The sequence below is a fragment of the Yersinia vastinensis genome (genome assembly GCF_044905075.1).
In the GTDB taxonomy this organism is placed as follows: Bacteria; Pseudomonadota; Gammaproteobacteria; order Enterobacterales; family Enterobacteriaceae; genus Yersinia; species Yersinia vastinensis.
Map to the genome: position 1 here is coordinate 2,508,985 of NZ_CP173260.1, position 23,884 is coordinate 2,532,868.

The following is a 23,884-nucleotide window of genomic DNA, read 5'->3' on the forward strand; positions in this document are numbered from 1 at the left end:
AGGAGCTTTCATGCCTATCACGGCTAACACTATATACCGTGACAGTTTTAACTTTTTGCGTAATCAGCTACCCACCATTTTGTTGCTGGCGTTGCTGACTGCGTTCATTACCGTCATGCTGAATCAGGCATTTATCCCTGATGCTGAACAACTGGGTATTTTAAGTGCTTCAGAAAGTGATTTTGCTTCATCGGGAGATATCAGTATTAGAGATATGGTGGCACAGCTCACACCAGAGCAGCAAATTGTGCTACTGAAAGTCTCTGCTGCGGCAACCTTTTCCGCATTAGTGGGCAATGTATTATTAGTGGGTGGAATGTTAACGCTGATCTCCATGGTATCAACTGGGCGTCGTGTTAGCGCATTACAGGCAATCGGAATTTCACTGCCTATTTTACCTCGCTTGCTGCTGTTAATGTTTATTGGCACATTGTTAATTCAGTTGGGATTAATGATATTCATCGTGCCTGGGATCATCATCGCCGTTGCTCTTTCTCTCTCACCGGTTATCGTGACTACTGAAAAGATTGGCGTTTTTGCCGCAATAAAAGCCAGTTCGAAACTGGCCTTTGCGAATGTGCGCTTAATTGTTCCTGCGATGATGCTGTGGATAGCCGCCAAATTGGTCTTGCTGTATTTGGTCAATCACTTAACAGCGTTGCCAACCCCCATTGCCAGCGTCATCTTAAGTTCATTGAGCAATCTGGTTTCTGCATTATTGCTGGTGTATCTGTTCCGCTTATATATGTTGCTGCGCCCGACGGATATTACAGTCTAAATATCCTGTCATTCTCATAAAAAGGGGCACTATATGCCCCTTTTGTTATTTATGATAAACGCATTATTCTCTACACATCGTTTTCAGGTTCCAGTTCCGTCACTGACGCCTGTTTTTCAGCCACACGCTGTTTACTCTGAATCAGCTTAAGAGCCAGATACAAGTCAGGGACCAAAATCAGATCTTCATCATGGCTTTTGAGTCGGTTAATCCTGAACCAACGCGTCAACTCAGTACGTCTTCCGGCTAATATCAGTTTGATATTGCGCTGTCTTAAATCGCGTTTTAATTCATCGATAGCCGCCAACACGCTGATATCGGCATAGGTAAAGCTGGCAACCGCATCAATCACCACCCAATCCGTCGGATGTAAAGTACTATCAACCAAATTCAGAATGCGCCGCTTAAAATAGGCCACATTGAAGTAGGTCAATGGTGAGTTAAAACGGTAAATCATCACTCCAGGAACAGGTTTAATACCGTTGCCACTGCGCATTGAATGGATCATGCCATCTTCATTGACCCCTAACAGCTGCTCCGTTGGACGAAATACCGTGCGTAAAAATTGTAATATACCCAGTAATACCGCTAAACCAATACCACTGATAACCCCGACCAACACCACACTGGCAAAGGTAAAAAGCGCCAGATAGAAAGCTTGAGTATTACGTTTGCGTAGCTGCCATAAGCTTCTGAACCCGAGCAGAGACCAAGCCGCATAAATCAACACCACACCCAGAGCGGCGATGGGAATAAATTGCAGTGGGCGAGTTAAGAACAACAGCACCATCGCAATAACCAGCGCGGCAATAATTGAAACCAACTGACTCTTACCATTATTGGCATCATTCACTGCAGTGCGAGTGCTCGCCCCACTGATAGCAAAACCTTGGGATAAGGCGGAGACAATATTCGTGACCCCCAGCGCCCGCAATTCCACATCGGCGTCAACTTCATAACCATTTTTGGCGGCAAAACTACGGGCCGTCAGCATCATGCTGACAAAACTGACCACCGCTAAGTTAAGGGCTGGAATGACCATGTCACGTAGTAAACCAGGCTGGAAAGCCGGCCATTGCACGATTGGCAACCCGCCATCAAAACCGCCGACGACAGAAACACCAAATTGCTGCATATTGGCAGCCCAAGAGACAAAAGTCGCGATGACAATGGCCAACAAAGGTGCTGGCCAATTGGGTCTTAACCATTTAACGCCATATAGCACGACAAAAGTCAGCAACGAAATTGCGACCGTCGGCAAATGACTATTAATCAAATTATGCGGTAATGCTAACACCCGCTCGATTAACTGGGGCGGTCGGGTCATAAAACCAAAAACTTTGCCTAGCTGGTCGACGATAATGGTAATCGCTACCCCGTTAAGCAGCCCTGTGAGTATTGGCCGCGATAACAAATCAGCCAATGCTCCCAATTTAAAGCGGCTCGCCACCAGGCACCACGTCCCCATCATCAATGTCATTATGATGGTCAGTTGCCAGTGAACCTCACTATTACCTGCCGCCAGTGGTGCAACAACCGCTGCTATCACCGCACAAGTCGCAGCATCAGGCCCCACAATCAATTGCCGCGATGAACCAAAAAATGCGTAGGCAATCATGGGTAAAATACAAGAATACAACCCCACCGCAGCACTTACGCCGGTCAATTCGGCATAAGCTATAGCGATAGGCAATGCTACAGCGGCAACGGATAATCCAGCTCTCACATCTGGCTTGAACCAACCACGCTCATAGGCCATTAATTGGGTCAAACCCGGCATCCAATACCGGAGTGATTTTCTCTGCATAACAACCCTACCCAGCCTTAACCCAATATTTACCGCTTATCATGCTGGGTTAATGCATGGCTGGCAATATACAGACAAAATCTGTTACCTGTTTATCGTAAGTTTCTGCAAATTCCGCTGGCAGTGCGCGCATTCCGGCAGATAATTAAGGATAATAGTGTTTTACCGCAGGTACACTCACCTCACTGAATCCGGTATAGTCGGGCGGTGTATAAATGATGGATTGATTCATGAAGCAACTTTTAGATTTTCTCCCATTGGTCGTATTTTTTGTTTTCTACAAGATGTATGACATTTTTGTCGCCTCAGGGGCGCTCATTGTCGCAACGTTGTTAGCGCTGGCCTTTACTTGGGTCAAATATCGCAAAGTTGAAAAGATGACGCTAATCACCGCGATTATGGTACTGGTCTTCGGTACGCTAACACTGGCATTCCACAGTGATTTATTCATTAAATGGAAAGTAACAGTGCTGTATGTTCTGTTCGCTGCCGCTTTGTTAGTAAGCCAATGGTTTATGAAGAAGCCATTGATTCAACGAATGCTTGGTAAAGAGTTGTCGTTGCCTGATGCCGTGTGGTCAACACTGAATATGTCTTGGGCAATCTTCTTCCTGGCCTGCGGCCTGCTGAATATCTATGTCGCTTTCTGGTTACCTCAGGATATCTGGGTGAACTTCAAAGTCTTTGGCTTAACTGCGCTGACACTGGTATTCACGCTAATCAGCGGTGTTTATATTTACCGACATATGCCGGAAGAGCAGAAAAAGTCATAATTTAACTAACTTATACCCGATAGATTTTCCATTGCAGGTTGGCGGTCACTGAATAAGCTCAATGAAATGAGTCAGTGATGACAACCAACAACCTTGCGGCTTGAAAGATAGCGGGTATCTATAACCCAAGTAGCGACAGAGATGACTCAAGAACAGCAATCACCTCGCGGTGAACAATTATTACCGAATGGTGAACTAGTCCTTCGTACCCTTGCCATGCCCGCAGACACCAATGCCAACGGCGATATCTTCGGTGGCTGGTTAATGTCGCAAATGGACATTGGCGGAGCCATTCAAGCAAAAGAAATAGCGCAAGGTCGAGTTGTCACCGTCCGTGTTGATGGAATGACTTTCCTCAAACCTGTGGCTGTAGGGGATGTCGTATGTTGCTATGCCCGTTGCATTAAAACCGGCCGTAGCTCTATTACCATCAATATCGAAGTGTGGGTGAAAAAGGTCTCTTCTGAGCCTATTGGTCAGCGCTATCGTGCGACTGAGGCCGTGTTCACCTATGTCGCAGTCGATGATGCAGGCAAAGCTCGAGCATTACCCGACGGACGGGGAAATTTTGAGGTGGGTGCGACACAATAGCTCCCCGCTTTCTATTAATGTCAAAAGGGCGCTGTTAAGGCGCCCTTTTCTTATCATGCGATTTCGCGTCCAACTAAGCTATTTTTGCTTTTCCAAACAATAAAATATAAGCCTTAGTTCATTTCCATCGTGCCGCCAATTTTGAACACGATGGTTGTGACATAATCTTTAGCAGCCACTGCCTCAAACCGCCACTTACGCATTACTTGCTTAACTTCTCGCTCAAAGGTATTTCGCGGAGTGGCTTCCAAGATTCGGACATTGGTAACTCGACCATTCTCATCAATGTCGTATTGTACTTTAACCTGCCCTTCAACCCCTAAAGCCAAGGCGCGCGCCGGGTAAGTCGGTTTCGCCTTACTCAGTGCTTTTGGTCCTGCTGATGTTGATGCTCCGGGTACTGATGCCTTCGGTGCTGATTTTACCGGTGCATTGTTAGAAAACAGAGCTGGCTCATCCGATTTAAAAGGCTTGTCATCCGGTGGCGCGACGGTCTTCTTCACGTCCGGCTTTTTCACTTCAGGCTTCTTAACTTCTTTTTTCACCGGTTTAGGTTTCGGCTTAGGTTTCACCGGTTCAGGAAGTGGCACTGGAACCGGCTCTGGTAACACTTCAGGCTCTGGTGGTGCCTCTTCGACCGGTTCTGGCTCGGGCTCTGCCTGTGGTTCCGCCGCTGCTGGCTGTGGAGCAGCAAAAGTAGCAACGTTCACCATCGTGACAGCCAGTGGTGCGTCCTCGATTTCAGGCTGTACGTGAATTTGCTCTACAGAGACGTATAGCAATGCCGCAACAACGCTGCCATGTAGCCCTACTGAAAATGCGATTGGCCATGTAAGCCGTCGACCCAGAAAAAATTTATTTAGCTGCATAATAATTCAGTGTCCTCTAATGCAGCTAAGTTTAAATGCAAATAGCAATCATATTCAATAAGCAACTGCAAACTATCTCATCAATAGGCTTTAAATGGTGTTTTAAGCGACAATATCAACGAAATGGTACTTTCTATTTACCCTTAATTATCATTTTATTTCATTGTTCATTACTGGGGTAAGCGCCAGATAATGGATACAGCGCCATTAGCGCACCTTATTGAATTTATGGGTGGAACATGCTGTTATGGGATACCAAATTCGATGCATATCATGATAATAATTTTAAAGGTGAAACATGTTTTATGTAATCTTCTCGACCGATGTTCCCGATTCACTGGAGAAACGCTTATCAGTGCGCCCTGCACATCTAGCACGCTTGCAGACTTTACAGGACCAAGGGCGTTTACTGACCGCAGGCCCCAACCCTGCGATTGACAGTGCAGACCCCGGTGCAGCCGGATTCAGTGGTTCTACCGTGATAGCCGAGTTTGCCTCACAGCAAGAGGCTGAAACTTGGGCAGAACAAGACCCTTATGTCACCGCAGGTGTGTACCAATCAGTCATTGTTAAACCCTATAAGCGAGTATTCTGACACCATACTTATCGGGCCGCCGCGCTAGCATCGTGGCAGCCCCGCTAGAAAACGGCTTATCATTCTTCATCCTAACGCTTCGCAATTACATCTCTTTAATCATCTTTACTTATAATTACTGAGAATCATTGTCTAATGAATTATCGATTTCTCTCTTGAGATATTGAGCCATTTTGTTAAACGCGGAGATGAAGACTATGCAGTGTCCAGTATGCAAAGATACCCAATTGGTGATGTCTGAACGTAAAAGCATTGAAATTGATTACTGCCCAAATTGCCGTGGAGTCTGGCTGGATCGCGGAGAGTTAGATAAAATCATCGAAAAATCTGTGGAAAATGGGCCTGCAACGGCCTCTTATTCTGAGCCGAGAGACCGTGAACGTCATCATGACCGTGATAACCACGGATACTCAAAACCTAAGCATTACAAGAAGAAAAGTTTTCTATCAGAATTATTTGATTAATTGAATTGATAAACATTATTAATCCACACAATACGCCTGCGTTCAGGCGTATTTGATTGACTATTTTCCCCTCTGTGCCCCACTACACTTTATAGTGCTTCAACCAATGGTCCTCACAAGCCTCCACCGCTTTATCCAACATATGCGCTGGTGATTTCAGTATCATATGATCTTTTCTTACCCATACTGGATATGTATGTTTACCGGCAGCAATGACTTGCTCAGAATAAATAGCAGCGTGGTATATCAGTTCAGACTCTTCGCAATAAATTTCATATTTATAGAGTGCGGTGCTAGTTTTTAAGTCCCCAAAGAATACTGTTTTAGCTAATTTATATTGAGACATGAACGATAGCCTTTGCTGTAATAGGGACTATATCATCCACCGAACCACAGCATATATCTGTGATATTCACAGCAAAAGCCTCCTAACTTGATGTCCTACCGACAAAAATTCTCTTTCCTTGTGTGTGGATTATTATTTTTACGTGAGTATCATTTGAGTAAACTTATCTGACATCAAAATGGTCATAGTGCAGCGTGAGGTTATGGAGTTCATTTAATGGAGACGCACTAAATAAGTAACCTTGCATGGCATCAACACCCATATCTGTAAGTTGGATAAATTGTTGGTGAGTTTCTACGCCTTCAACAACCACATTCTGGCAGTGATCACGCAAGCGGGTCACCAGATTGTCAAACGTCACACTCCCTCCCCACTGCCAGTAAAAATGCTTATCAACCTTTACACATTCAAAGAAACCACTGGCTGCCGCAGCAATGTGCGCATTGCCACTGCCAAAGTCATCCAACCACAAGGAATATCGTTTAGCCAACTTACTTAATAGTGTATTCTTTGCACCGTCACCCAGATTAGGAAAACTCTCCATTATTTCCAGTCGGATAAAAGGCATTGAGTCTAATAATGATATGACTTTCTCGTCATACAACACCGCTTGAGCCATATCAAAATCTATATTTATTGAGAGTATTATTTGTTTTTCAATAAGCCATTGCTGATGGTTTTTTACTGCACATAATTGGTCATGCAGTAATTGGGCCTTCATCTGAGCATTAAGCTGATGCAAAAAACGCTCGGTATAAATAGGCGATTTAAAGGCACACGTTGTAAAACGACTCAATAACTCCACTGCCAGTAACTGACCATTATGCTGGTATACCGGCTCACAGATAAAAGTGCAATCGACTGCAATGTTTAGCCTGCTATCCACAGTAAAATCCTTTTCTTTGATAAGAACAGCAGTATTGATCAATTGATAAAATTGATCAATTTTTTATTATTGATCACTAAAAACGATAATGAGAATTGAAGAAAAAAATAACATCAATCAACAACCCATTGATAGATAAGAAAGTATTAATCAATCATGATGATTATTAAGTTTATTATTTCAGAATCACATATTTAGCAGGAGGATGGCCACTTCGAACAACCTAACAGTAACACCCCTGAAACTGAACGATTAGAACGAAGCGGCCTAATATATAAGGTAGCGCGATGCCATTCAGATGTGAAATAAACTGATAGATCATTATTCTGCACTATCTATTATTAAAAATGACATCAGAATTATCGCATTTTGATAATTTAGGATAGGTGTGATTTTTATGCGAAAGAAAACGAAATTTAAAGTGGAAAATATCATTACTCAATTTCAAATAGACCATACTATTGTACAGGAATCACGTAAAATTCCGTGTCGGCTGATGGCGTTATACACGTAATTTTATAGTAGAAATTTAGTCATCGCCCAATATCTTAATGACTGAAACAAAAACAGCCTCATGAAGAGACTGTTTTTATTAGCGAGCACGTGAATTACCATTCATAAGCCACGGTGAACAATAGCGCCCTACGATGCTGATGTTCATGAAGCTGGCGAATACAATAGATATGGCGATAACGCCGCGATTGACCTTCAAGCCAACGACTTCTGCGGCGTTGATTTTGCCGCAGCATACGCCAACGGCCTACCTCATTTTTACTCCGTCTCATGAAACGACTCTTCCAAAGCTGAGAACTGGGCTATTATAAACTTTTCACTCCTCGATCCAAGTCGGCCCACAGTAAAAGTGCATGTTTCCCCCTAAATCCTATCGTTATCAATGCAGGAAGAATAACAAACGCCTGCTATATTTATTCTTGCAAGTCCTTTAGCTAAAAAGATTTTATCAATTAATATATCCGATTAAAGGTTTCGCCTTTGCCACACTGTGCGTACACTCTTTAGCGACCATTTGTGAACAGGATTTCCGCCCTTATGACAACATTTTATACCGTAATCAGTTGGCTCTCTGTTTTTGGCTATTGGTTGCTTATTGCCGGGGTAACATTGCGTATTCTGATGAAACGCAGAGCCGTTCCTTCGGCCATGGCATGGCTGCTTGTTATCTATATTCTGCCTTTGGTTGGGATCATTGCTTACCTCTCATTTGGTGAGCTTCATTTGGGCAAGCGGCGTGCAGAGCGAGCAAAAGCCATGTGGCCCTCCACTGCGCGCTGGTTAAGTGAACTGAAAGATTGCCAACACATTTTTGCCAGCTCCAACAGTGAGGTCGCGACACCTTTATTCCAATTATGTGAACGACGCCAAGGCATCAGTGGTGTTAAAGGTAATCAATTACAATTACTGACAACGACTGATGACACGTTAAAAGCGCTAGTGCGTGATATTGAACTGGCCCGGCATAATATAGAAATGGTGTTTTATATTTGGCAGCCTGGAGGATTGGTAGATCAAGTTGCTGAGTCTCTTATGGCCGCGGCACGTCGCGGTGTCCACTGTCGCCTGATGCTGGATTCAGCCGGAAGTCAGCAATTCTTCCGTAGTCCATATCCTTCCATGATGCGCAATGCCGGAATCGAAGTGGTCGAAGCGCTCAAAGTGAATGTTTTCCGGGTGTTTTTCCGTCGTATGGATTTGCGTCAACACCGTAAAGTGGTCCTGATTGACAACTATGTGGCCTACACCGGCAGTATGAATATGGTGGATCCACGCTTCTTCAAACAAGATGCTGGTGTGGGCCAATGGATTGATATGATGGCGCGCATGGAAGGTCCTGTGGCCACAACCATGGGTATTGTCTATGCCTGTGACTGGGAGATTGAAACCGGCAAACGTATTCTGCCGCCGCCACCAGATACCCATATCATGCCGTTCGAAGAAGAGAGCGGTCATACCATTCAAGTCATCGCATCCGGCCCTGGCTTCCCTGAAGAGATGATTCATCAGGCATTATTAACTGCTGTGTATGCCGCTCGTAAGCAGTTGGTCATGACCACCCCTTACTTAGTTCCCAGTGATGATTTACTGCACGCCATTTGTACCGCAGCACAGCGCGGTGTCGATGTGAGCATTATCGTTCCGCGGGATAACGACTCGATGATGGTTCGCTGGGCCAGTCGAGGGTTCTTCTCAGAACTTCTTGATGCTGGTGTTAAAATTTACCAATTTGAAGGTGGCCTGTTGCACAGCAAGAGTGTGCTGGTCGATGGTCAGCTAAGTTTAGTTGGCACGGTAAATTTGGATATGCGCAGTTTATGGCTGAATTTTGAAATCACATTGGTGATTGATGATGATGGTTTCGGTGCCGATTTAGCCCAAGTTCAAGATGATTATATTGCTCGTTCGAAGTTATTAGACGGGGAAGTTTGGAACAAGCGCCCACTCTGGCATCGGGTTACTGAACGGTTATTCTACTTTTTCAGCCCCTTCTTGTAATAAATTGAATACCAACCGTCATTCAATTGTAGATTCTCTGAGTTATTCATTTTCAGCAGTAGAATAATTGTAAAAGTTAGAGAGAGAATGTTTTAATGAGCGCAATCTGCACATGATAAATGGGAATCTGCAAATGGATCAGAATGCACAAGAGCCAAACTTAATGGACCTGAATAACCGCCTAACTGAAGATGAAACACTGGAACAGGCGTACGATATCTTTCTAGAACTGGCGGGTGACAACCTCGACCCAGCAGATATTCTTTTGTTTAATCTTCAGTTTGAAGAACGTGGCGGTGCTGAGTTATTTGATCCCGCTGAAGACTGGCAAGAGCATGTCGATTTTGACTTAAACCCAGACTTTTTCGCCGAAGTGGTCATTGGTCTTGCTGACAATGACGGTGAAGAGATCAACGATGTCTTTGCTCGTGTTCTTTTATGCCGTGAAAAAGACCATAAATTGTGCCATATACTGTGGAAAGAATAGCGGGGAGCTCATCCGCAGCGGTTCATGTTCAATGAGAATAAAAAAGCCCCACTTATTTAGCGGGGCTTTTTATTAACTTATCAATTGCCGTTAAATGGCTTTATAACGGGTCCACTTTTAGACAAGAGACTGCATGACGGAAACTGCCTTCCAATAATGGGCGAGTCTTGGCACACTCAGGCCCCGCGATTGGGCAGCGAGTGCGAAATACGCACCCCGACGGTGGGTTTATCGGTGACGGCAACTCCCCTTCCAATAACTGAATCACTTTCGCCTTTTCTTTATCCGGATCAGGGATAGGCACTGCCGACATCAACGCTTTGGTATAAGGATGCTGCGGATTATGGTAAACCTCATCATAGGTGCCCAGCTCAACAGCATGCCCCAAATACATCACCAACACTCGGTCAGAAATATGTTTTACTACAGCCAAATCATGGGCAATAAAAATCAGGGATAACCCCATTTCGCGCTGCAATTGCTGCAATAAGTTCACGACTTGAGCTTGAATTGACACATCCAGCGCCGATACCGGTTCATCACAAATGACCAGTTTCGGTTCCAAAATCAGTGCACGGGCAATGCCAATTCGTTGACACTGACCACCTGAAAACTCATGAGGATAGCGGTTGATTAAGTTAGGCAATAAACCTACTTTCAACATCATGGCTTTCACTTTGTCTTTGATTTCTTGACGCGGCATTTTGGGATGGTAAGTCCGCAAGGGTTCAGCAATGATATCGCCAATGGTCATTCGTGGATTTAATGATGCCAGTGGATCCTGAAATATCATCTGTATATCACTGCGCGTCGCACGCCATTCGGCATCACTCATATTGAGCAGATCTTTGCCCAACCAAGCCACACTACCGCCGGTCGCCTTCACCAAGCCAATAATGGCACGGGCAAAAGTAGATTTACCACAGCCAGATTCACCCACGACGCCCAAGGTTTCACCCTCATACAAACGTAAGGTGACACCATCGACGGCCTTGAGGGTTTTGCTCGGCTGCCAGAACCACTGTTTGCCATCCTGAATATCAAAATGCACTTTCAGGTCAGCCACTTCCAACAAAACTTTCTTCTCTGTCATGGCATTCATACCAACTCCCCTACTGGTTTATAGCAGGCACGTAAACGGCCATCACCAAAATGCTCTAATGCGGGCGCCGTTGAACAGCGATCCATTGCATACTGGCAGCGAGGTTGGAATGGGCAGCCTTTCGGCAAGCGCAGTAGATTGGGTGGGTTACCCGGAATAGTCATGAGAGATTCGCCTTCAGCATCAAGGCGAGGAACTGCATTCAGCAAACCAATAGAATACGGATGGCTTGGATGATAAAAAACATCACGTGCCTGGCCATACTCCATCGTTCGACCTGCATACATCACCAGAACTTTATTACAAATGCCAGCAACTACCCCAAGGTCATGAGTAATCATGATAATGGCGGTATTAAACTCATTCTTTAGTTCATTCAGCAAAGTCATGATTTGAGCTTGAACCGTAACATCCAACGCTGTGGTTGGCTCATCAGCAATTAACAGTTTAGGCCGACACAATAATGCCATTGCAATCATCACACGCTGGCGCATACCACCTGAAAATTCATGCGGATACATGCGCATGCGCTTGCGTGCTTCAGGCATTTTCACCGCATCAAGCATGCGGATTGACTCTTCAAATGCCTCACTCTTACTCATCTTCTTATGCAGTTGCAGCACTTCCATCAACTGCTCACCCACACGCATATACGGGTTCAGAGAGGTCATAGGATCTTGGAAAATCATTGAGATTTCTTCAGCCCGTAAACGGTTTAGCTGCTTTTCGGGCAAATTCAGGATTTCACGGCCATTAAACTTTGCCGAGCCGCCTATCCGACCATTACTGGCCAGTAACCCCATCAAAGCAAACGCCGTTTGAGATTTGCCGGAACCAGACTCTCCAACAATGCCCAATGTTTCACCGGCGCGCAGATCAAAATTCAGTGCGTTAACCGCAGTAACATCACCATCGGGTGTGCCGAAAGTGACCGTCAGGTCCTTCACATCTAGCAGTACATTGTGCTCAAACAAGCTCGATTGCTGAACAGCAGACTGATTATCTATCGTCGTCATGGTGCGACTCCTCAGCGATCTTTCGGGTCGAGGGCATCACGCAAGCCATCGCCGATAAAGTTAAAACAGAACAAAGTCACTACCAAGAAGCCGGCAGGGAACATCAATAACCAAGGAGAAACTTCCATTGAGTTAGCGCCATCACTAAGTAATGCCCCCCAGCTACTCAGTGGTTCTTGTGTACCTAACCCAAGGAAACTCAGGAAAGATTCAAACAAAATCATGCTGGGAACCAATAGAGATGCGTATACCACCACCACCCCTAACACGTTCGGAACAATATGGCGTAAAACGATATTGCGCGTGGAAACTCCGCCCACTAGCGCCGCTTCAATAAACTCCTTCCGCTTCAAACTTAAAGTCTGTCCACGCACAATACGCGCCATATCCAGCCAAGACACCATACCTATAGCCACAAATATCAATAGAATATTCTGGCCAAAGAAAGTCACCAGCAGAATGACGAAAAACATGAAAGGAAATGAGTTCAGGATTTCCAATAAGCGCATCATCAACGAGTCAACTTTCCCGCCAAGATAACCGGATAACGATCCATACAATGTGCCGACGACCACGGCAACCAGTGCCGCAGCAACACCGACCATCAAGGAAATTCGCCCACCAATGGCAACGCGAACCAGCAGATCTCGGCCAGAGGAATCAGTCCCAAAATAGTGTCCTGATTCCATATCGGGTGCTGCAGACATCATGCCCCAATCCGTATCCGAATAGGAAAACTGCGCCAGCATCGGGGCTAGAATAACAAATAAGGTAATAAACATAAGGATCACCAAACTGGTGATCGCCGCGCGGTTATGAATAAAGCGGCGGCGGGCATCCTGCCAAAGGCTACGCCCTTCAACTTCCAGTTTTTCACTGAAAACTTCTAGAGCTTCGCTATTTTTTTTGCTCAACATAATGGGCGTGCTCCAGTGCTAGTAACGGATTTTCGGATCAATGACGGCATACAGCACATCGACAATCGCATTAAATAAAATAGTTAAAGCACCCACTAAAATGGTCAAACTTAAGACCAGAGAGTAATCGCGATTTAACGCTCCGTTGACGAACAACTGACCTATGCCCGGCAAACCAAAAATAGTTTCAATCACCATTGAGCCGGTGATAATACCGACAAATGCAGGCCCCATATAAGACAGAACCGGCAGTAATGCGGGCTTTAATGCATGACGCAATACAATAACTCGCAGTGGCAAGCCCTTGGCCCGCGCAGTACGAATAAAATTGGAATGAAGAACTTCAATCATTGAACCGCGGGTAATACGCGCGATACTGGCGATATAAGCCAGCGACAGTGCCACCATCGGCAAAATAATGTATTTCGGTGCCCCGCCATTCCATCCTCCACCCGGTAGCCATTTTAATATAATGGCGAAAACCAGCACTAATAGCGGTGCCACGACGAAACTGGGAATAACCACTCCAGTCATAGCAAACCCCATGACGGTATAATCCCACTTGGTATTTTGGTTTAGTGCGGCAATCACACCGGCACTCACCCCTAATACCACTGCCAGTAAAAATGCGGCGAATCCGAGTTTTGCCGAAACAGGAAACGATGCTGAAACCAACTCATTGACTGTGTAATCTTTATATTTGAACGATGGCCCAAGATCACCTTGTGCCAGTTGCCCCAGATAATTGAAATACTGCTTATAAACGGGGTCATTGAGGTGATATTTCGCCTCAATATTCGCCATAACTTCAGGTGGAAGATTGCGCTCGCCGGTAAATGGGCTGCCCGGGGCTAGACGCATCATAAAGAATGAAATGGTGATCAAAATGAAAAGTGTCGGAATTGCTTCCAGACAGCGGCGTAGAATAAATTTTAACATTGCCTGTACCTTTAGCCTCTTACTGCGACTTTATATTTCAAAGCATTAAGGGCAGCACACAAATTGAGTGGCTGCCCTTACTCTATTAGTGCTTGATAATATAAAGATCTTTAACGTGCATATTATCCAGTGGATCCTTACCGGTATACCCACCGACATAAGGTTTCACTAAACGGGCATTCACGTAGTAGAACAAAGGTACGATAGCGGAATCTTTATCCAGCAACACTTCAGCTTGTTGGTATAAACCAGCACGCTCTTTCTCAGATTTAACTTTCAGCGTATCTCCCATCAGCTTATCAAACGCCGGGCTCTTATAATGCACGGTGTTATTACTGCTGTCAGACAGCATCATATTCAGGAATGAAGAAGGTTCGTTATAGTCAGCACACCAACCGGCACGTGCAACATCGAAAGTCCCTTGATGGCGGGTATCAAGGAACGTTTTCCACTCTTGATTTTCCAGCTTGACGTCAACACCCAGATTTTTCTTCCAGATAGAAGCCGCTGCAATAGCCAGCTTTTTATGTAAATCAGAAGTGTTGTACAACAGGTTGAATGTCAGTGGCTTATCTTTAGTGTAACCTGCTTCTGCCAGTAATTTCTTCGCCACTTCATTGCGTTTTTCTTGTGTCCAGCTAAACCATTCTGGCGGTGTTAACTCCGCACCACTGGTGTACGGTGGGGTGAAACCATAAGCCGGTAAATCACCTTGGTTTTTCACTTTATTCACAATGATATCGCGATCCATGCCCAGTTTCAGTGCTTCACGTACTCGAGCATCGGTGAATGGGGCTTTTTGGTTGTTGATTTCGTAGTAATAGGTACACAGATACGGATCAACATGAACTTCCTGTGGGATCTCTTTTTTCAATTTCTGGAACAGTTCAATCGGCATGTTGTTGTAAGTCATGTCGATTTCACCACTGCGATAGCGGTTAACATCAGTCACTTCAGAAGAGATTGGCAGGTAAGTTACCTGATTAATCACGGTTTTCGCATTATCCCAATAGGTTGGACTGCGTTCTAAAACAATACGTTCGTTAACGGTCCAATCTTTCAGCTTATAAGCGCCATTACCAACAAAGTTTTGTGGCTGAGTCCACTTATCACCAAATTTCTCAACCACGGTTTTATTCACCGGGGACATAGATGGGTGAGCAAGTAGTTTGTCCAGATAAGGAACTGGCTCGGTAAGTGTGACTTCCAGAGTATGGTCATCCAACGCCTTCACACCCAACGTATCAGGCGACTTTTTACCCGTGATAATATCGTCAATATTCGCGATATGTGCATATTGTACGTAGCTTGCATAAGGGGAAACGGTTTTCGGGTCAGCCAGACGTTGCCAGCTATAAACAAAATCCTGTGCCGTTACAGGGTCACCATTTGACCATTTAGCATCTTTACGTAAATGGAAGGTCCAAACTTTAAAATCTTTATTATCCCAACTCTCAGCGACACCCGGCAAAATTTTACCGTTAGGGTCATTGATAACCAGCCCTTCTAATAGGTCACGGGAGATATTTGATTCAGGTACACCTTCAATTTTATGTGGGTCCAGCGATTGCGGTTCGGATCCATTATTGCGGACTAAAACTTGTTTTTCAGCCAATTGCACGCCTGCAGGCACATCTGCCGCAAACGTATTTCCTACAGCCATCATACCCAAGGCAGCCACAATACCTGCGGCCAAGAGACTTTTCTTTGTGATGTTGGTCATGCTTATATCCACTCCAGTTTTTATTATTGCATCGCCCAGTGACGGGACATGCTTCGCCTTTAAAAGGCATTTTTAAATTACATCGCTCGGGGAACGAATCCGACGATATAAATATTCTATGTATTTGCAGCAGGCGAAAATTCGTGCTGCGTTATACACCCCTATGACTCTGTCTTTACTAAATACTTCGTGATTCTGTTTCTTGCTGCAATCAATATTTCCAGTGATTACAACTTACGAATATAAAGATTTTTCAAATCCACCAAGTCTTGCGGGTCTTTGCCCGTAAATCCTCCCACCGTTGGCCGAATAAGCCGAACACTGACGCGGTAGTAGACCGGAACCATTGCAGAATCTTTATCCAATAAATTTTCAGCTTGTTGATATAACGCGGTACGTGCATTGGCATCAGGCGCTGCCAATGTTTGCGCTAAAAGCGCATCGAACTCTGGGTTCTTATAGAAGAATGTATTATTACTGCTGTCTGACAACAACATATTGAGAAAAGCAGTCGGCTCATTGTAATCGCCGCACCAGGTTGCTCTGGCAACATCAAATTGGCCCTGGTGGCGACTTTCTAATGATGTTTTCCACTCTTGATTCTGTAAGGTGACAGTGGCCCCCAGATTCTTTTGCCACATAGATGCAGCAGCAATAGCTTGCTGTTTATTTTGATCTGACGTGTTGTAGAGCAAATTAAACGTCAGTGGATTCTCGGCGTTAAAACCAGCTTCTGCGAGCAATCTTTTTGCCTCAGCGTTGCGTTTCTCTTGAGGCCAACTTGCCCATTCTGGCAATGCGAAATTCCCCCCCTCCGTAAATGTTGGGGTAAAACCATAAGCAGGAATCTGCCCTTGCCCCATAATTTTGGTCGCAATAATATCTCGATCCAGCGTTAATTTGATTGCTGTTCTTACCCTTGCATCAGTAAATGGTGCTTTCTGATTATTAATTTCGTAATAGAAGGTGCAAAGATACGGGTTGACATGAACCTGCGATGGCAGGTCTTTCTTCATTTTGGCGAATAAATTTGGCGGAATGGCGCTATTAGTAATATCAATTTCACCACTGCGATAACGATTAATGTCGCTGACTTCTGAGGTTATTGGTAAAAAAGTGGCCTGATTAATAACGGTCTCTTTGTTATTCCAATATGTTGGGTTGCGCTCAAGCACAATGCGTTCATTAACGACCCAGTTTTTTAACTGGTAGGCACCATTACCCACAAAGTTTTGTGGAAGTGTCCACTTATCGCCGTATTTTTCCACAACATCACGCTTAACAGGCTTCATTGAGGTATGCGATAACATACTGATAAAATAAGGAACAGGCTCAGTCAGAGTCACTTGCAATGTTTTGCTATCAAGGGCCTTAACACCTAACTCATCTGGCTTTTTAGTCCCTTTTAGTACCTCGTTAACATTCTCAATTTGAGCATATTGTAAATAACTGGCATAGGGTGAACCTATTTTAGGATCTGCCAAACGCTGCCAACTATAAACAAAATCTTGTGCGGTGACGGGTGAGCCATCACTCCACACTGCGCCATCACGCAAATGGAAAGTCCATATTTTATAGCCGTCATTATCCCAGCGGGTCGCGACAGCTGGAATGATATGTCCATTAGCATCATTACTCACCAACCCTTCTAAGAGGTTGAGGATAATATTGGTTTCAGGGTTTCCTTCGACTTTATGCGGGTCCAGAGAAGCCACTTCAGAACCATTATTAATAGTAATACTCTGATCTAGAGCTAATACCACACCAGTAGGAATTGTTGCCGCCATTGAGACCGTGGAGAATGACAAACCCAGAATAGTGCCAATTATTGCCAGTGGTCGCTGTTTAAACTTTATTTGCATTTCTATCCGCCCTTTTGCGAGATTTGTGATGTTTTCTCTAGGTCTGCGTCAATCTGCCACCAACAACGACTAGCAATAACTATTCCAAGATAAAAATTACGGCCCAGTTTCTTTGAAAAAACAAGAAAACTCTCGTCAGCGAATTGACCGGAAACTAACAGAACCCGATATCCGACGCCAATAATTTTTACAGAAATGTTAAGCAATTCTCTATTTCAATACATAGCTAACGATAGTGACTCACTACATTAGCAATGTCATAAATAATTAAGCTACTGATTTTATACAAAAAACACACACCACCATTTAACTTCACACCGGAAAATATGCTTCAAAACAGCGAAAAGAAACATAAAGTTAACATTTATATCGTTACCAGAATAAACCCCTACACATCTGGGTCTAATCACTAATAACACCTAGATAAATTCAGCACAAGCCCTACAGAATGATGTGAGCATTTTAACAACAACTCGCGCATTTTATTTAATCGGAGAGTGTGTGAATTATTATTAAAGATATAAAAATAAGCCTTAAGCTAAATTATTTATACAGAACAACCATTATTGCAGCATTTAAGTGCAACAGATTAAACTTCATACATTATCTGCACCAAATTAATGCCTAATGATTTGAGTCTTTTACTTACGAAAAGCAAAAGACCACCGGTAATAAACAGGTGGCCTTTCTAAGATGATGAGTCGTGGATTCTAATGAACTGGTTAGATTAAAGTAATCCGGGGAAAATAGCCTTAATACCTGTCACAATGAATTCGATACCCAATGCCATCAGCAATAAACCCATAATACGCGTGATAACGTTGATACCGGTTTGCCCTAACAATCGAACCAATAGCGGTGCAGCACGGAACAATAACCAACAGCAAAATGCAAACAGAGCAACCGCGACAGTCAACCCCAGCAGGTTTTGCCAACTGTGATAGCGAGAGCTCCACACTATAGTTGAACTGATAGCGCCTGGTCCTGCCATCAATGGCAATGCCAGTGGAACAACACCGATACTTTCTCGTACGGCAGTTTCTGTTTTTTCCTGTTTATTCTGCTTGTCTTCACCGAGTTTGCCGCTGATCATCGACATTGCAATGCTGACAACCAAGATCCCACCCGCTATTCGGAATGAATCAATAGAAATGCCAAAAATTTTCAGGATGGCATCCCCCAAGAACAGAGAGATCCACAAGATAATGGCTACCGACAGGTTAGCTGTTAGGTTGGTTTTGTCCCGCCCTGCCGCCGCCTGATAGCTAGTCATACTGATAAATACCGGTAGAATACCGACCGGATTAACCAGCGCAAATAAGCCAACAAAAAACTTGATGTAACCTGAAAGGTCCAACAGTGATTGACTCACACATCACTCCGCGAAATTGCTAATAAATACATCACAGACAACGGGCCATTTTCACCAATGCCCCAGACAACACACTTTATGGTCAGAATCAGGAAGATTTGCGACACAAATGATGTCATCCACGCGCAGATACTATTCTGCATTATTCGAACATCACACCACAGCACTTTTCACTAAAAATCGACCTTAGAGCCACTACCATACAGATGTGCGCGCTAATGTAATGGAATTAGTCACAGGAATCCATGTAATAAACCTGCATTTATACTGGGTAAATGCTTATCGGTTAAAAGCGTCATTATTGTTAATACCCTGTGGCGTTAATGGTGTATTAACGTCATGAATTATCACTTTTTTTATGTTAATGATAATTACTCTCAACAAATAATTGCTGAATGGTGTCAGCTTGCTAATTTTGTGATTTAAATCACGAAAAACATACCTAAGAATAGTTAAGCTCTGGCCTGTAGTGAAGAATGCACTGCGAAGAAATAGAGTATAAAGGTTGAAAATAATCCTTTTATCCAAATTTATTCCTAGCAGACTAAAAGCTCTTTCAGTAAATCAGCGGTGAAAATGAGAAAGTAAGATACAAAAACTATCTCTAATTGACAGTACAGCATGCTAGAGCCTGTCTATACTTGTTGCTTCAACAGCTCATTTACTAAAAGAGTTTAACATTATCAGGAGAGCATTATGGCTGTAACGAATGTCGCTGAACTTAACGAGCTAGTAGCACGCGTCAAGAAAGCCCAGCGCGAGTATGCCAACTTCACTCAAGAGCAGGTTGATAAAATCTTCCGTGCCGCAGCTCTAGCTGCCGCAGATGCCCGTATTCCTTTAGCCAAACTGGCTGTAGAAGAATCAGGCATGGGTATTGTGGAAGACAAAGTGATCAAAAACCACTTTGCTTCTGAATACATTTACAATGCTTACAAAGATGAAAAGACTTGTGGCATTTTAGAAGAAGACAAAACCTTCGGTACTATCACTATCGCTGAACCTATCGGTTTGATCTGCGGTATCGTACCAACCACTAATCCGACCTCTACCGCTATCTTCAAGGCGTTAATTAGCCTGAAAACCCGTAACGGTATCGTATTCTCTCCACACCCACGCGCTAAAGACGCAACCAATAAAGCCGCCGATATCGTGCTTCAAGCCGCCATCGCAGCAGGTGCGCCAGCAGATATTATCGGTTGGATTGATGCGCCAACGGTTGAGTTGTCTAACCAACTGATGCACCACCCAGACATTAACCTGATTCTGGCAACGGGTGGTCCAGGCATGGTTAAAGCCGCATACAGTTCAGGTAAACCTGCTATCGGCGTAGGTGCAGGTAATACACCTGTAGTTGTTGACGAAACTGCAGATATCAAACGCGTTGTCGCATCTATCTTGATGTCTAAAACCTTTGATAACGGTGTGATTTGTGCTTCAGAACAGTCCATCATTGTTGTGGATTCTGTATACGATGCCGTTCGCGAGCGTTTTGCTTCACACGGTGGTTACCTGTTACAGGGTAAAGAGTTGAAAGCTGTTCAGGATATCATCCTGAAAAATGGTGGCCTGAATGCGGCTATCGTAGGTCAACCAGCCACTAAAATTGCTGAAATGGCAGGCATCAAAGTTCCAGCTAACACCAAGATTCTTATCGGCGAAGTTAAAGTTGTTGATGAATCAGAGCCATTTGCTCACGAAAAACTGTCACCTACTTTGGCAATGTATCGTGCGAAGAGCTTCGAAGACGCTGTTGAAAAAGCAGAAAAACTGGTGGAAATGGGCGGTATCGGCCATACATCTTGCCTGTATACAGACCAAGATAACCAGCCTGCGCGCGTTAAGTATTTCGGCGATAGAATGAAAACCGCCCGAATTCTGATCAACACGCCTGCCTCTCATGGTGGTATCGGTGACCTGTATAACTTCAAAGTAGCGCCATCTCTGACGCTGGGTTGCGGTTCTTGGGGTGGTAACTCCATCTCTGAAAACGTCGGTCCGAAACACTTGATCAACAAGAAAACTGTGGCTAAGCGAGCAGAAAACATGTTGTGGCATAAACTCCCGAAATCTATTTACTTCCGTCGTGGCTCCCTGCCTATCGCGTTGGAAGAAGTGGCAACTGACGGTGCAAAACGTGCCTTCATCGTGACTGACCGCTACCTGTTCAACAACGGTTATGCTGATCAAATCACTAGCGTACTGAAATCTCACGGTATCGAAACTGAAGTCTTCTTCGAAGTAGAAGCTGACCCTACCCTGAGCATCGTACGTAAAGGTGCAGAGCAGATGAACTCATTCAAACCAGACGTGATCATCGCGCTGGGTGGTGGTTCACCGATGGATGCTGCCAAAATCATGTGGGTTATGTATGAGCACCCTGAAACCCACTTCGAAGAACTGGCATTGCGCTTTATGGATATCCGTAAACGTATTTACAAGTTCCCGAAAATGGGCGTGAAAGCGAAAATGATCGCCGTAACAACCACATCAGGTACAGGTTCTGAAGTAACTCCATTCGCGGTAGTTACCGATGATGCTACAGGTCAGAAATATCCATTGGCTGACTACGCATTGACCCCAGATATGGCTATCGTTGATGCCAACCTGGTTATGAATATGCCTAAGTCTCTGTGTGCTTTCGGTGGTTTGGACGCCGTCACTCATGCTATGGAAGCTTATGTTTCTGTACTGGCAAATGAATACTCTGATGGTCAGGCTCTGCAAGCACTGAAACTGCTGAAAGAATTCCTGCCTGCCAGCTACAACGAAGGCGCTAAAAATCCTGTTGCACGTGAACGTGTTCACAACGCAGCAACTATCGCCGGTATCGCTTTTGCCAACGCCTTCTTGGGTGTCTGTCACTCAATGGCCCACAAACTGGGTTCTGAGTTCCACATCCCACATGGCTTGGCAAATGCGATGTTGATTTCCAACGTTATCCGCTACAACGCGAATGACAACCCAACCAAACAGACTGCTTTCAGCCAGTATGACCGCCCACAAGCGCGTCGCCGTTATGCTGAAATCGCAGACCATCTGGGCCTAAGTGCACCGGGCGACCGTACCGCACAGAAAATCCAGAAACTGCTAGCTTGGTTAGATGGAATAAAAGCAGAATTGGGCATCCCTACTTCAATCCGTGAAGCAGGCGTTCAGGAAGCTGACTTCTTGGCTAAAGTAGACAAATTGTCTGAAGATGCATTTGATGACCAGTGTACCGGTGCTAACCCACGTTACCCACTGATCTCTGAGTTGAAACAGATTCTGATGGATACTTACTATGGCCGTGAATTTAGCGAAGAGCTTGCGAGTGAAGAAGCAGCCGTGGTAGCTCCAGCACCTAAAGCTGAGAAAAAAGCTAAAAAGTAATCGCCATCTCAATGTGTGAACCTCATTTTCGATAGAGGTGAACCCGAGAAGGCCTAACCCCCGAATGACACTCGTTATTCGGGGGTTTCTTTTGCTATAACGCCATCATCAAATTGCATGGCCCATACTCAATAGCGTCTTATCTTCCTCAACCTGTCATCACAGCAGCACCGTGCTTTTGCCTTAACCTTCCCCCCCGACTCGATAAACTCTCCCCATTTCGCGTTTTGTGGTGCTCTCTGCGGGCAATTCGTTCGGTGCCTTGATACAGTTTTTTAGCCGGGTCATCTATTCTGCATTGTTCTCTGAGTTAAAAGCTCAAATACGTACGGCACTGCGATTCTCACCTAAATAAAGAGCCACTGAGAGGTTGCCATGACAGATAATCACAATAAATGAGCCTGTATGAAGTCCTATGGAGTTAATGCAAGAATAGGCTGGTTACCCCACAGCTTTACGGATAAAGCGCGTGAGGTATCTTATCTGAGGTATGAGGTGATTAAGGGTGTTGCTGATGCTGTTGCAGGCACGCGGCTTTGATAGCTTCTTTATAATGGCGGCGACAAACTGAGACGTAACTTTCATTGCCCCCGATGACGACCTGTTCACCATCATGCATCGCCCGCCCCTGTTCATCCAGACGTAACACCATATTTGCTTTACGCCCGCAATGACAAATTGTTTTTAGCTCAACCAATTTGTCGGCCCAAGACAACAAATACTTGCTGCCCGGGAATAGCTCGCCAAGAAAATCGGTACGTAAGCCATAACACAGAACAGGGATATTTAATTCATCGACCACTTGGCACAATTCCTGAACTTGCTCTTTTGTCAGAAATTGGCACTCATCAAGTAAAACACAATGGACAGGTTTATCCTGATGTTCAGCAGCGATAATAGATAATAATGATGTCCCGCTATTGAACAGCATCGCTTGTGAGGACAGTCCTATACGCGAACTGACAGTTCCAACCCCAAAGCGATTATCAATCTCGGCCGTAAAAACCAGAGTGCGCATCCCACGCTCTTGGTAGTTATAAGAGGACTGTAATAGCGCGGTTGACTTCCCAGCATTCATCGCTGAGTAATAAAAATAAAGTTGAGCCATGGGCCCGTAACTCCAGTGGTATAATAAATGGTCATAGTGACAATGAATTTGTAGTTTATCATAAATTCAGGCTTCGCGGTGAGCTGGCCACCTCATCTATATTACTGTTTTTTATATTAAGTAATGATATAGCTAATGTCATTGATAGAACTTTCATGTGAAACATGCGCTATTATTAGACACATTACATGACCAATTTCACAATATTGATACAGTTGAAATATTCTGCTTGAACATTAACCAAACCTGAGAGAAGGGAAACCAATTGTGTCCGATATGTACGCAGCACGATTGGTTCATTAATGATGCTGGTAATGTGTTCTCATGATTAATTCGTAAAATAGTGATAACAAATATTGTCATAAC

Annotated in this window: 21 protein-coding genes; 8 read left to right on the top strand and 13 right to left on the bottom strand. The window is 44.4% G+C overall.

Going from position 1 to position 23,884, the window contains the following annotated elements; translation table 11 throughout:
- Nucleotides 1-10 precede the first annotated feature (10 nt).
- The gene (locus tag ACIOG0_RS11695) at nt 11-778 is read left to right on the top strand and encodes a YciC family protein (protein WP_050101333.1); all 768 of its coding nucleotides are present in this window, start codon (nt 11-13) and stop codon (nt 776-778) included.
- Between the two features lie 70 nt (nt 779-848).
- Here ACIOG0_RS11695 and ACIOG0_RS11700 read toward each other — a convergent pair whose 3' ends face one another.
- Nucleotides 849-2,585, bottom strand: coding sequence for a SulP family inorganic anion transporter (locus ACIOG0_RS11700; protein WP_050101334.1), 1,737 nt, complete (start codon nt 2,583-2,585; stop codon nt 849-851).
- Nucleotides 2,586-2,815: 230 nt separating this feature from the next.
- Between ACIOG0_RS11700 and ACIOG0_RS11705 the strand changes: the two genes are divergently transcribed.
- Nucleotides 2,816-3,358, top strand: a complete 543-nt coding sequence (locus tag ACIOG0_RS11705) for a septation protein A (protein WP_050101335.1) — start codon at nt 2,816-2,818, stop codon at nt 3,356-3,358.
- Between the two features lie 141 nt (nt 3,359-3,499).
- The gene (yciA, locus tag ACIOG0_RS11710; RefSeq protein ID WP_050101336.1) at nt 3,500-3,949 is read left to right on the top strand and encodes an acyl-CoA thioester hydrolase YciA; all 450 of its coding nucleotides are present in this window, start codon (nt 3,500-3,502) and stop codon (nt 3,947-3,949) included.
- A 113-nt stretch (nt 3,950-4,062) separates the two neighbouring features.
- Here the strand turns inward: yciA and tonB are convergent, their stop codons facing one another.
- Entirely contained in the window at nt 4,063-4,818 is a 756-nt protein-coding gene (tonB, locus tag ACIOG0_RS11715; RefSeq protein WP_050101337.1) for a TonB system transport protein TonB, read from the bottom strand.
- Nucleotides 4,819-5,116: 298 nt separating this feature from the next.
- Between tonB and ACIOG0_RS11720 the strand changes: the two genes are divergently transcribed.
- Together ACIOG0_RS11720 and ACIOG0_RS11725 are read left to right on the top strand one after the other, a co-directional pair.
- Nucleotides 5,117-5,413, top strand: a complete 297-nt coding sequence (locus ACIOG0_RS11720; RefSeq protein WP_128451529.1) for a YciI family protein — start codon at nt 5,117-5,119, stop codon at nt 5,411-5,413.
- A gap of 197 nt (nt 5,414-5,610) precedes the next feature.
- The gene (locus ACIOG0_RS11725) at nt 5,611-5,877 is read left to right on the top strand and encodes a zf-TFIIB domain-containing protein (protein ID WP_050101339.1); all 267 of its coding nucleotides are present in this window, start codon (nt 5,611-5,613) and stop codon (nt 5,875-5,877) included.
- An 82-nt stretch (nt 5,878-5,959) separates the two neighbouring features.
- On the opposite strand, the gene ACIOG0_RS11730 is transcribed toward ACIOG0_RS11725, so the two are convergent.
- From ACIOG0_RS11730 to ACIOG0_RS11740, 3 genes are all read right to left on the bottom strand, one after another.
- Complete coding sequence (locus tag ACIOG0_RS11730; protein ID WP_050101340.1) at nt 5,960-6,223, bottom strand: hypothetical protein; 264 nt, start codon at nt 6,221-6,223, stop codon at nt 5,960-5,962.
- A gap of 163 nt (nt 6,224-6,386) precedes the next feature.
- On the bottom strand, nt 6,387-7,109 hold the full coding sequence (locus ACIOG0_RS11735; protein WP_050296121.1) for an EAL domain-containing protein: 723 nt from the start codon (nt 7,107-7,109) through the stop codon (nt 6,387-6,389).
- A gap of 608 nt (nt 7,110-7,717) precedes the next feature.
- Complete coding sequence (locus ACIOG0_RS11740) at nt 7,718-7,894, bottom strand: YciY family protein (RefSeq protein ID WP_050101342.1); 177 nt, start codon at nt 7,892-7,894, stop codon at nt 7,718-7,720.
- A gap of 265 nt (nt 7,895-8,159) precedes the next feature.
- Here ACIOG0_RS11740 and cls point away from each other — a divergent pair, with 265 nt between their 5' ends.
- A complete protein-coding gene (gene cls, locus ACIOG0_RS11745; RefSeq protein ID WP_050101343.1) occupies nt 8,160-9,620 on the top strand; it encodes a cardiolipin synthase in 1,461 nt (486 codons plus the stop codon).
- A 163-nt stretch (nt 9,621-9,783) separates the two neighbouring features.
- A complete protein-coding gene (locus tag ACIOG0_RS11750) occupies nt 9,784-10,107 on the top strand; it encodes an HI1450 family dsDNA-mimic protein (protein WP_050101364.1) in 324 nt (107 codons plus the stop codon).
- A gap of 100 nt (nt 10,108-10,207) precedes the next feature.
- On the opposite strand, the gene oppF is transcribed toward ACIOG0_RS11750, so the two are convergent.
- The 7 genes from oppF to ACIOG0_RS11785 form a co-directional block, all read right to left on the bottom strand.
- Nucleotides 10,208-11,209 carry a murein tripeptide/oligopeptide ABC transporter ATP binding protein OppF gene (gene oppF, locus ACIOG0_RS11755; protein ID WP_050101344.1) on the bottom strand — a complete coding sequence of 334 codons (1,002 nt, stop codon included), beginning with the start codon at nt 11,207-11,209 and terminating at the stop codon, nt 10,208-10,210.
- On the bottom strand, nt 11,206-12,225 hold the full coding sequence (locus tag ACIOG0_RS11760; protein ID WP_050101345.1) for an ABC transporter ATP-binding protein: 1,020 nt from the start codon (nt 12,223-12,225) through the stop codon (nt 11,206-11,208). The genes oppF and ACIOG0_RS11760 overlap by 4 nt, the downstream gene beginning before the upstream one ends.
- An 11-nt stretch (nt 12,226-12,236) precedes the next feature.
- Nucleotides 12,237-13,145 carry an oligopeptide ABC transporter permease OppC gene (gene oppC, locus ACIOG0_RS11765; RefSeq protein WP_050101346.1) on the bottom strand — a complete coding sequence of 303 codons (909 nt, stop codon included), beginning with the start codon at nt 13,143-13,145 and terminating at the stop codon, nt 12,237-12,239.
- A gap of 15 nt (nt 13,146-13,160) precedes the next feature.
- Nucleotides 13,161-14,081 carry an oligopeptide ABC transporter permease OppB gene (gene oppB, locus ACIOG0_RS11770; protein WP_050101347.1) on the bottom strand — a complete coding sequence of 307 codons (921 nt, stop codon included), beginning with the start codon at nt 14,079-14,081 and terminating at the stop codon, nt 13,161-13,163.
- Between the two features lie 85 nt (nt 14,082-14,166).
- Nucleotides 14,167-15,804 (bottom strand): oligopeptide ABC transporter substrate-binding protein OppA, encoded by a 1,638-nt coding sequence (gene oppA / locus ACIOG0_RS11775; protein ID WP_050140597.1) that lies wholly within the window; start codon nt 15,802-15,804, stop codon nt 14,167-14,169.
- Between the two features lie 227 nt (nt 15,805-16,031).
- Nucleotides 16,032-17,666, bottom strand: a complete 1,635-nt coding sequence (locus ACIOG0_RS11780; RefSeq protein WP_050296120.1) for an ABC transporter substrate-binding protein — start codon at nt 17,664-17,666, stop codon at nt 16,032-16,034.
- 727 nt (nt 17,667-18,393) lie between these two features.
- Entirely contained in the window at nt 18,394-19,038 is a 645-nt protein-coding gene (locus ACIOG0_RS11785) for a YchE family NAAT transporter (RefSeq protein ID WP_050101351.1), read from the bottom strand.
- Nucleotides 19,039-19,734: 696 nt separating this feature from the next.
- Between ACIOG0_RS11785 and adhE the strand changes: the two genes are divergently transcribed.
- Nucleotides 19,735-22,410, top strand: a complete 2,676-nt coding sequence (adhE, locus tag ACIOG0_RS11790) for a bifunctional acetaldehyde-CoA/alcohol dehydrogenase (RefSeq protein WP_050101352.1) — start codon at nt 19,735-19,737, stop codon at nt 22,408-22,410.
- 499 nt (nt 22,411-22,909) lie between these two features.
- On the opposite strand, the gene ACIOG0_RS11795 is transcribed toward adhE, so the two are convergent.
- Nucleotides 22,910-23,518, bottom strand: coding sequence for a thymidine kinase (locus tag ACIOG0_RS11795; RefSeq protein ID WP_050101353.1), 609 nt, complete (start codon nt 23,516-23,518; stop codon nt 22,910-22,912).
- Nucleotides 23,519-23,884 lie beyond the last annotated feature (366 nt).

What these genes read in the sequence shown, in the direction of transcription:
- ACIOG0_RS11705 (WP_050101335.1), top strand. Translation starts at nt 2,816, where the DNA reads ATGAAGCAACTTTTAGATTTTCTCCCATTGGTCGTATTTTTTGTTTTC.
- ACIOG0_RS11795 (WP_050101353.1), bottom strand. Translation starts at nt 23,518, where the DNA reads ATGGCTCAACTTTATTTTTATTACTCAGCGATGAATGCTGGGAAGTCA.
- tonB (WP_050101337.1), bottom strand. Translation starts at nt 4,818, where the DNA reads ATGCAGCTAAATAAATTTTTTCTGGGTCGACGGCTTACATGGCCAATC.
- cls (WP_050101343.1), top strand. Translation starts at nt 8,160, where the DNA reads ATGACAACATTTTATACCGTAATCAGTTGGCTCTCTGTTTTTGGCTAT.
- ACIOG0_RS11725 (WP_050101339.1), top strand. Translation starts at nt 5,611, where the DNA reads ATGCAGTGTCCAGTATGCAAAGATACCCAATTGGTGATGTCTGAACGT.
- yciA (WP_050101336.1), top strand. Translation starts at nt 3,500, where the DNA reads ATGACTCAAGAACAGCAATCACCTCGCGGTGAACAATTATTACCGAAT.
- adhE (WP_050101352.1), top strand. Translation starts at nt 19,735, where the DNA reads ATGGCTGTAACGAATGTCGCTGAACTTAACGAGCTAGTAGCACGCGTC.
- ACIOG0_RS11730 (WP_050101340.1), bottom strand. Translation starts at nt 6,223, where the DNA reads ATGTCTCAATATAAATTAGCTAAAACAGTATTCTTTGGGGACTTAAAA.
- ACIOG0_RS11740 (WP_050101342.1), bottom strand. Translation starts at nt 7,894, where the DNA reads ATGAGACGGAGTAAAAATGAGGTAGGCCGTTGGCGTATGCTGCGGCAA.
- ACIOG0_RS11750 (WP_050101364.1), top strand. Translation starts at nt 9,784, where the DNA reads ATGGACCTGAATAACCGCCTAACTGAAGATGAAACACTGGAACAGGCG.
- ACIOG0_RS11760 (WP_050101345.1), bottom strand. Translation starts at nt 12,225, where the DNA reads ATGACGACGATAGATAATCAGTCTGCTGTTCAGCAATCGAGCTTGTTT.
- oppA (WP_050140597.1), bottom strand. Translation starts at nt 15,804, where the DNA reads ATGACCAACATCACAAAGAAAAGTCTCTTGGCCGCAGGTATTGTGGCT.
- ACIOG0_RS11780 (WP_050296120.1), bottom strand. Translation starts at nt 17,666, where the DNA reads ATGCAAATAAAGTTTAAACAGCGACCACTGGCAATAATTGGCACTATT.
- ACIOG0_RS11695 (WP_050101333.1), top strand. Translation starts at nt 11, where the DNA reads ATGCCTATCACGGCTAACACTATATACCGTGACAGTTTTAACTTTTTG.
- oppB (WP_050101347.1), bottom strand. Translation starts at nt 14,081, where the DNA reads ATGTTAAAATTTATTCTACGCCGCTGTCTGGAAGCAATTCCGACACTT.
- ACIOG0_RS11700 (WP_050101334.1), bottom strand. Translation starts at nt 2,585, where the DNA reads ATGCAGAGAAAATCACTCCGGTATTGGATGCCGGGTTTGACCCAATTA.
- oppF (WP_050101344.1), bottom strand. Translation starts at nt 11,209, where the DNA reads ATGAATGCCATGACAGAGAAGAAAGTTTTGTTGGAAGTGGCTGACCTG.
- ACIOG0_RS11720 (WP_128451529.1), top strand. Translation starts at nt 5,117, where the DNA reads ATGTTTTATGTAATCTTCTCGACCGATGTTCCCGATTCACTGGAGAAA.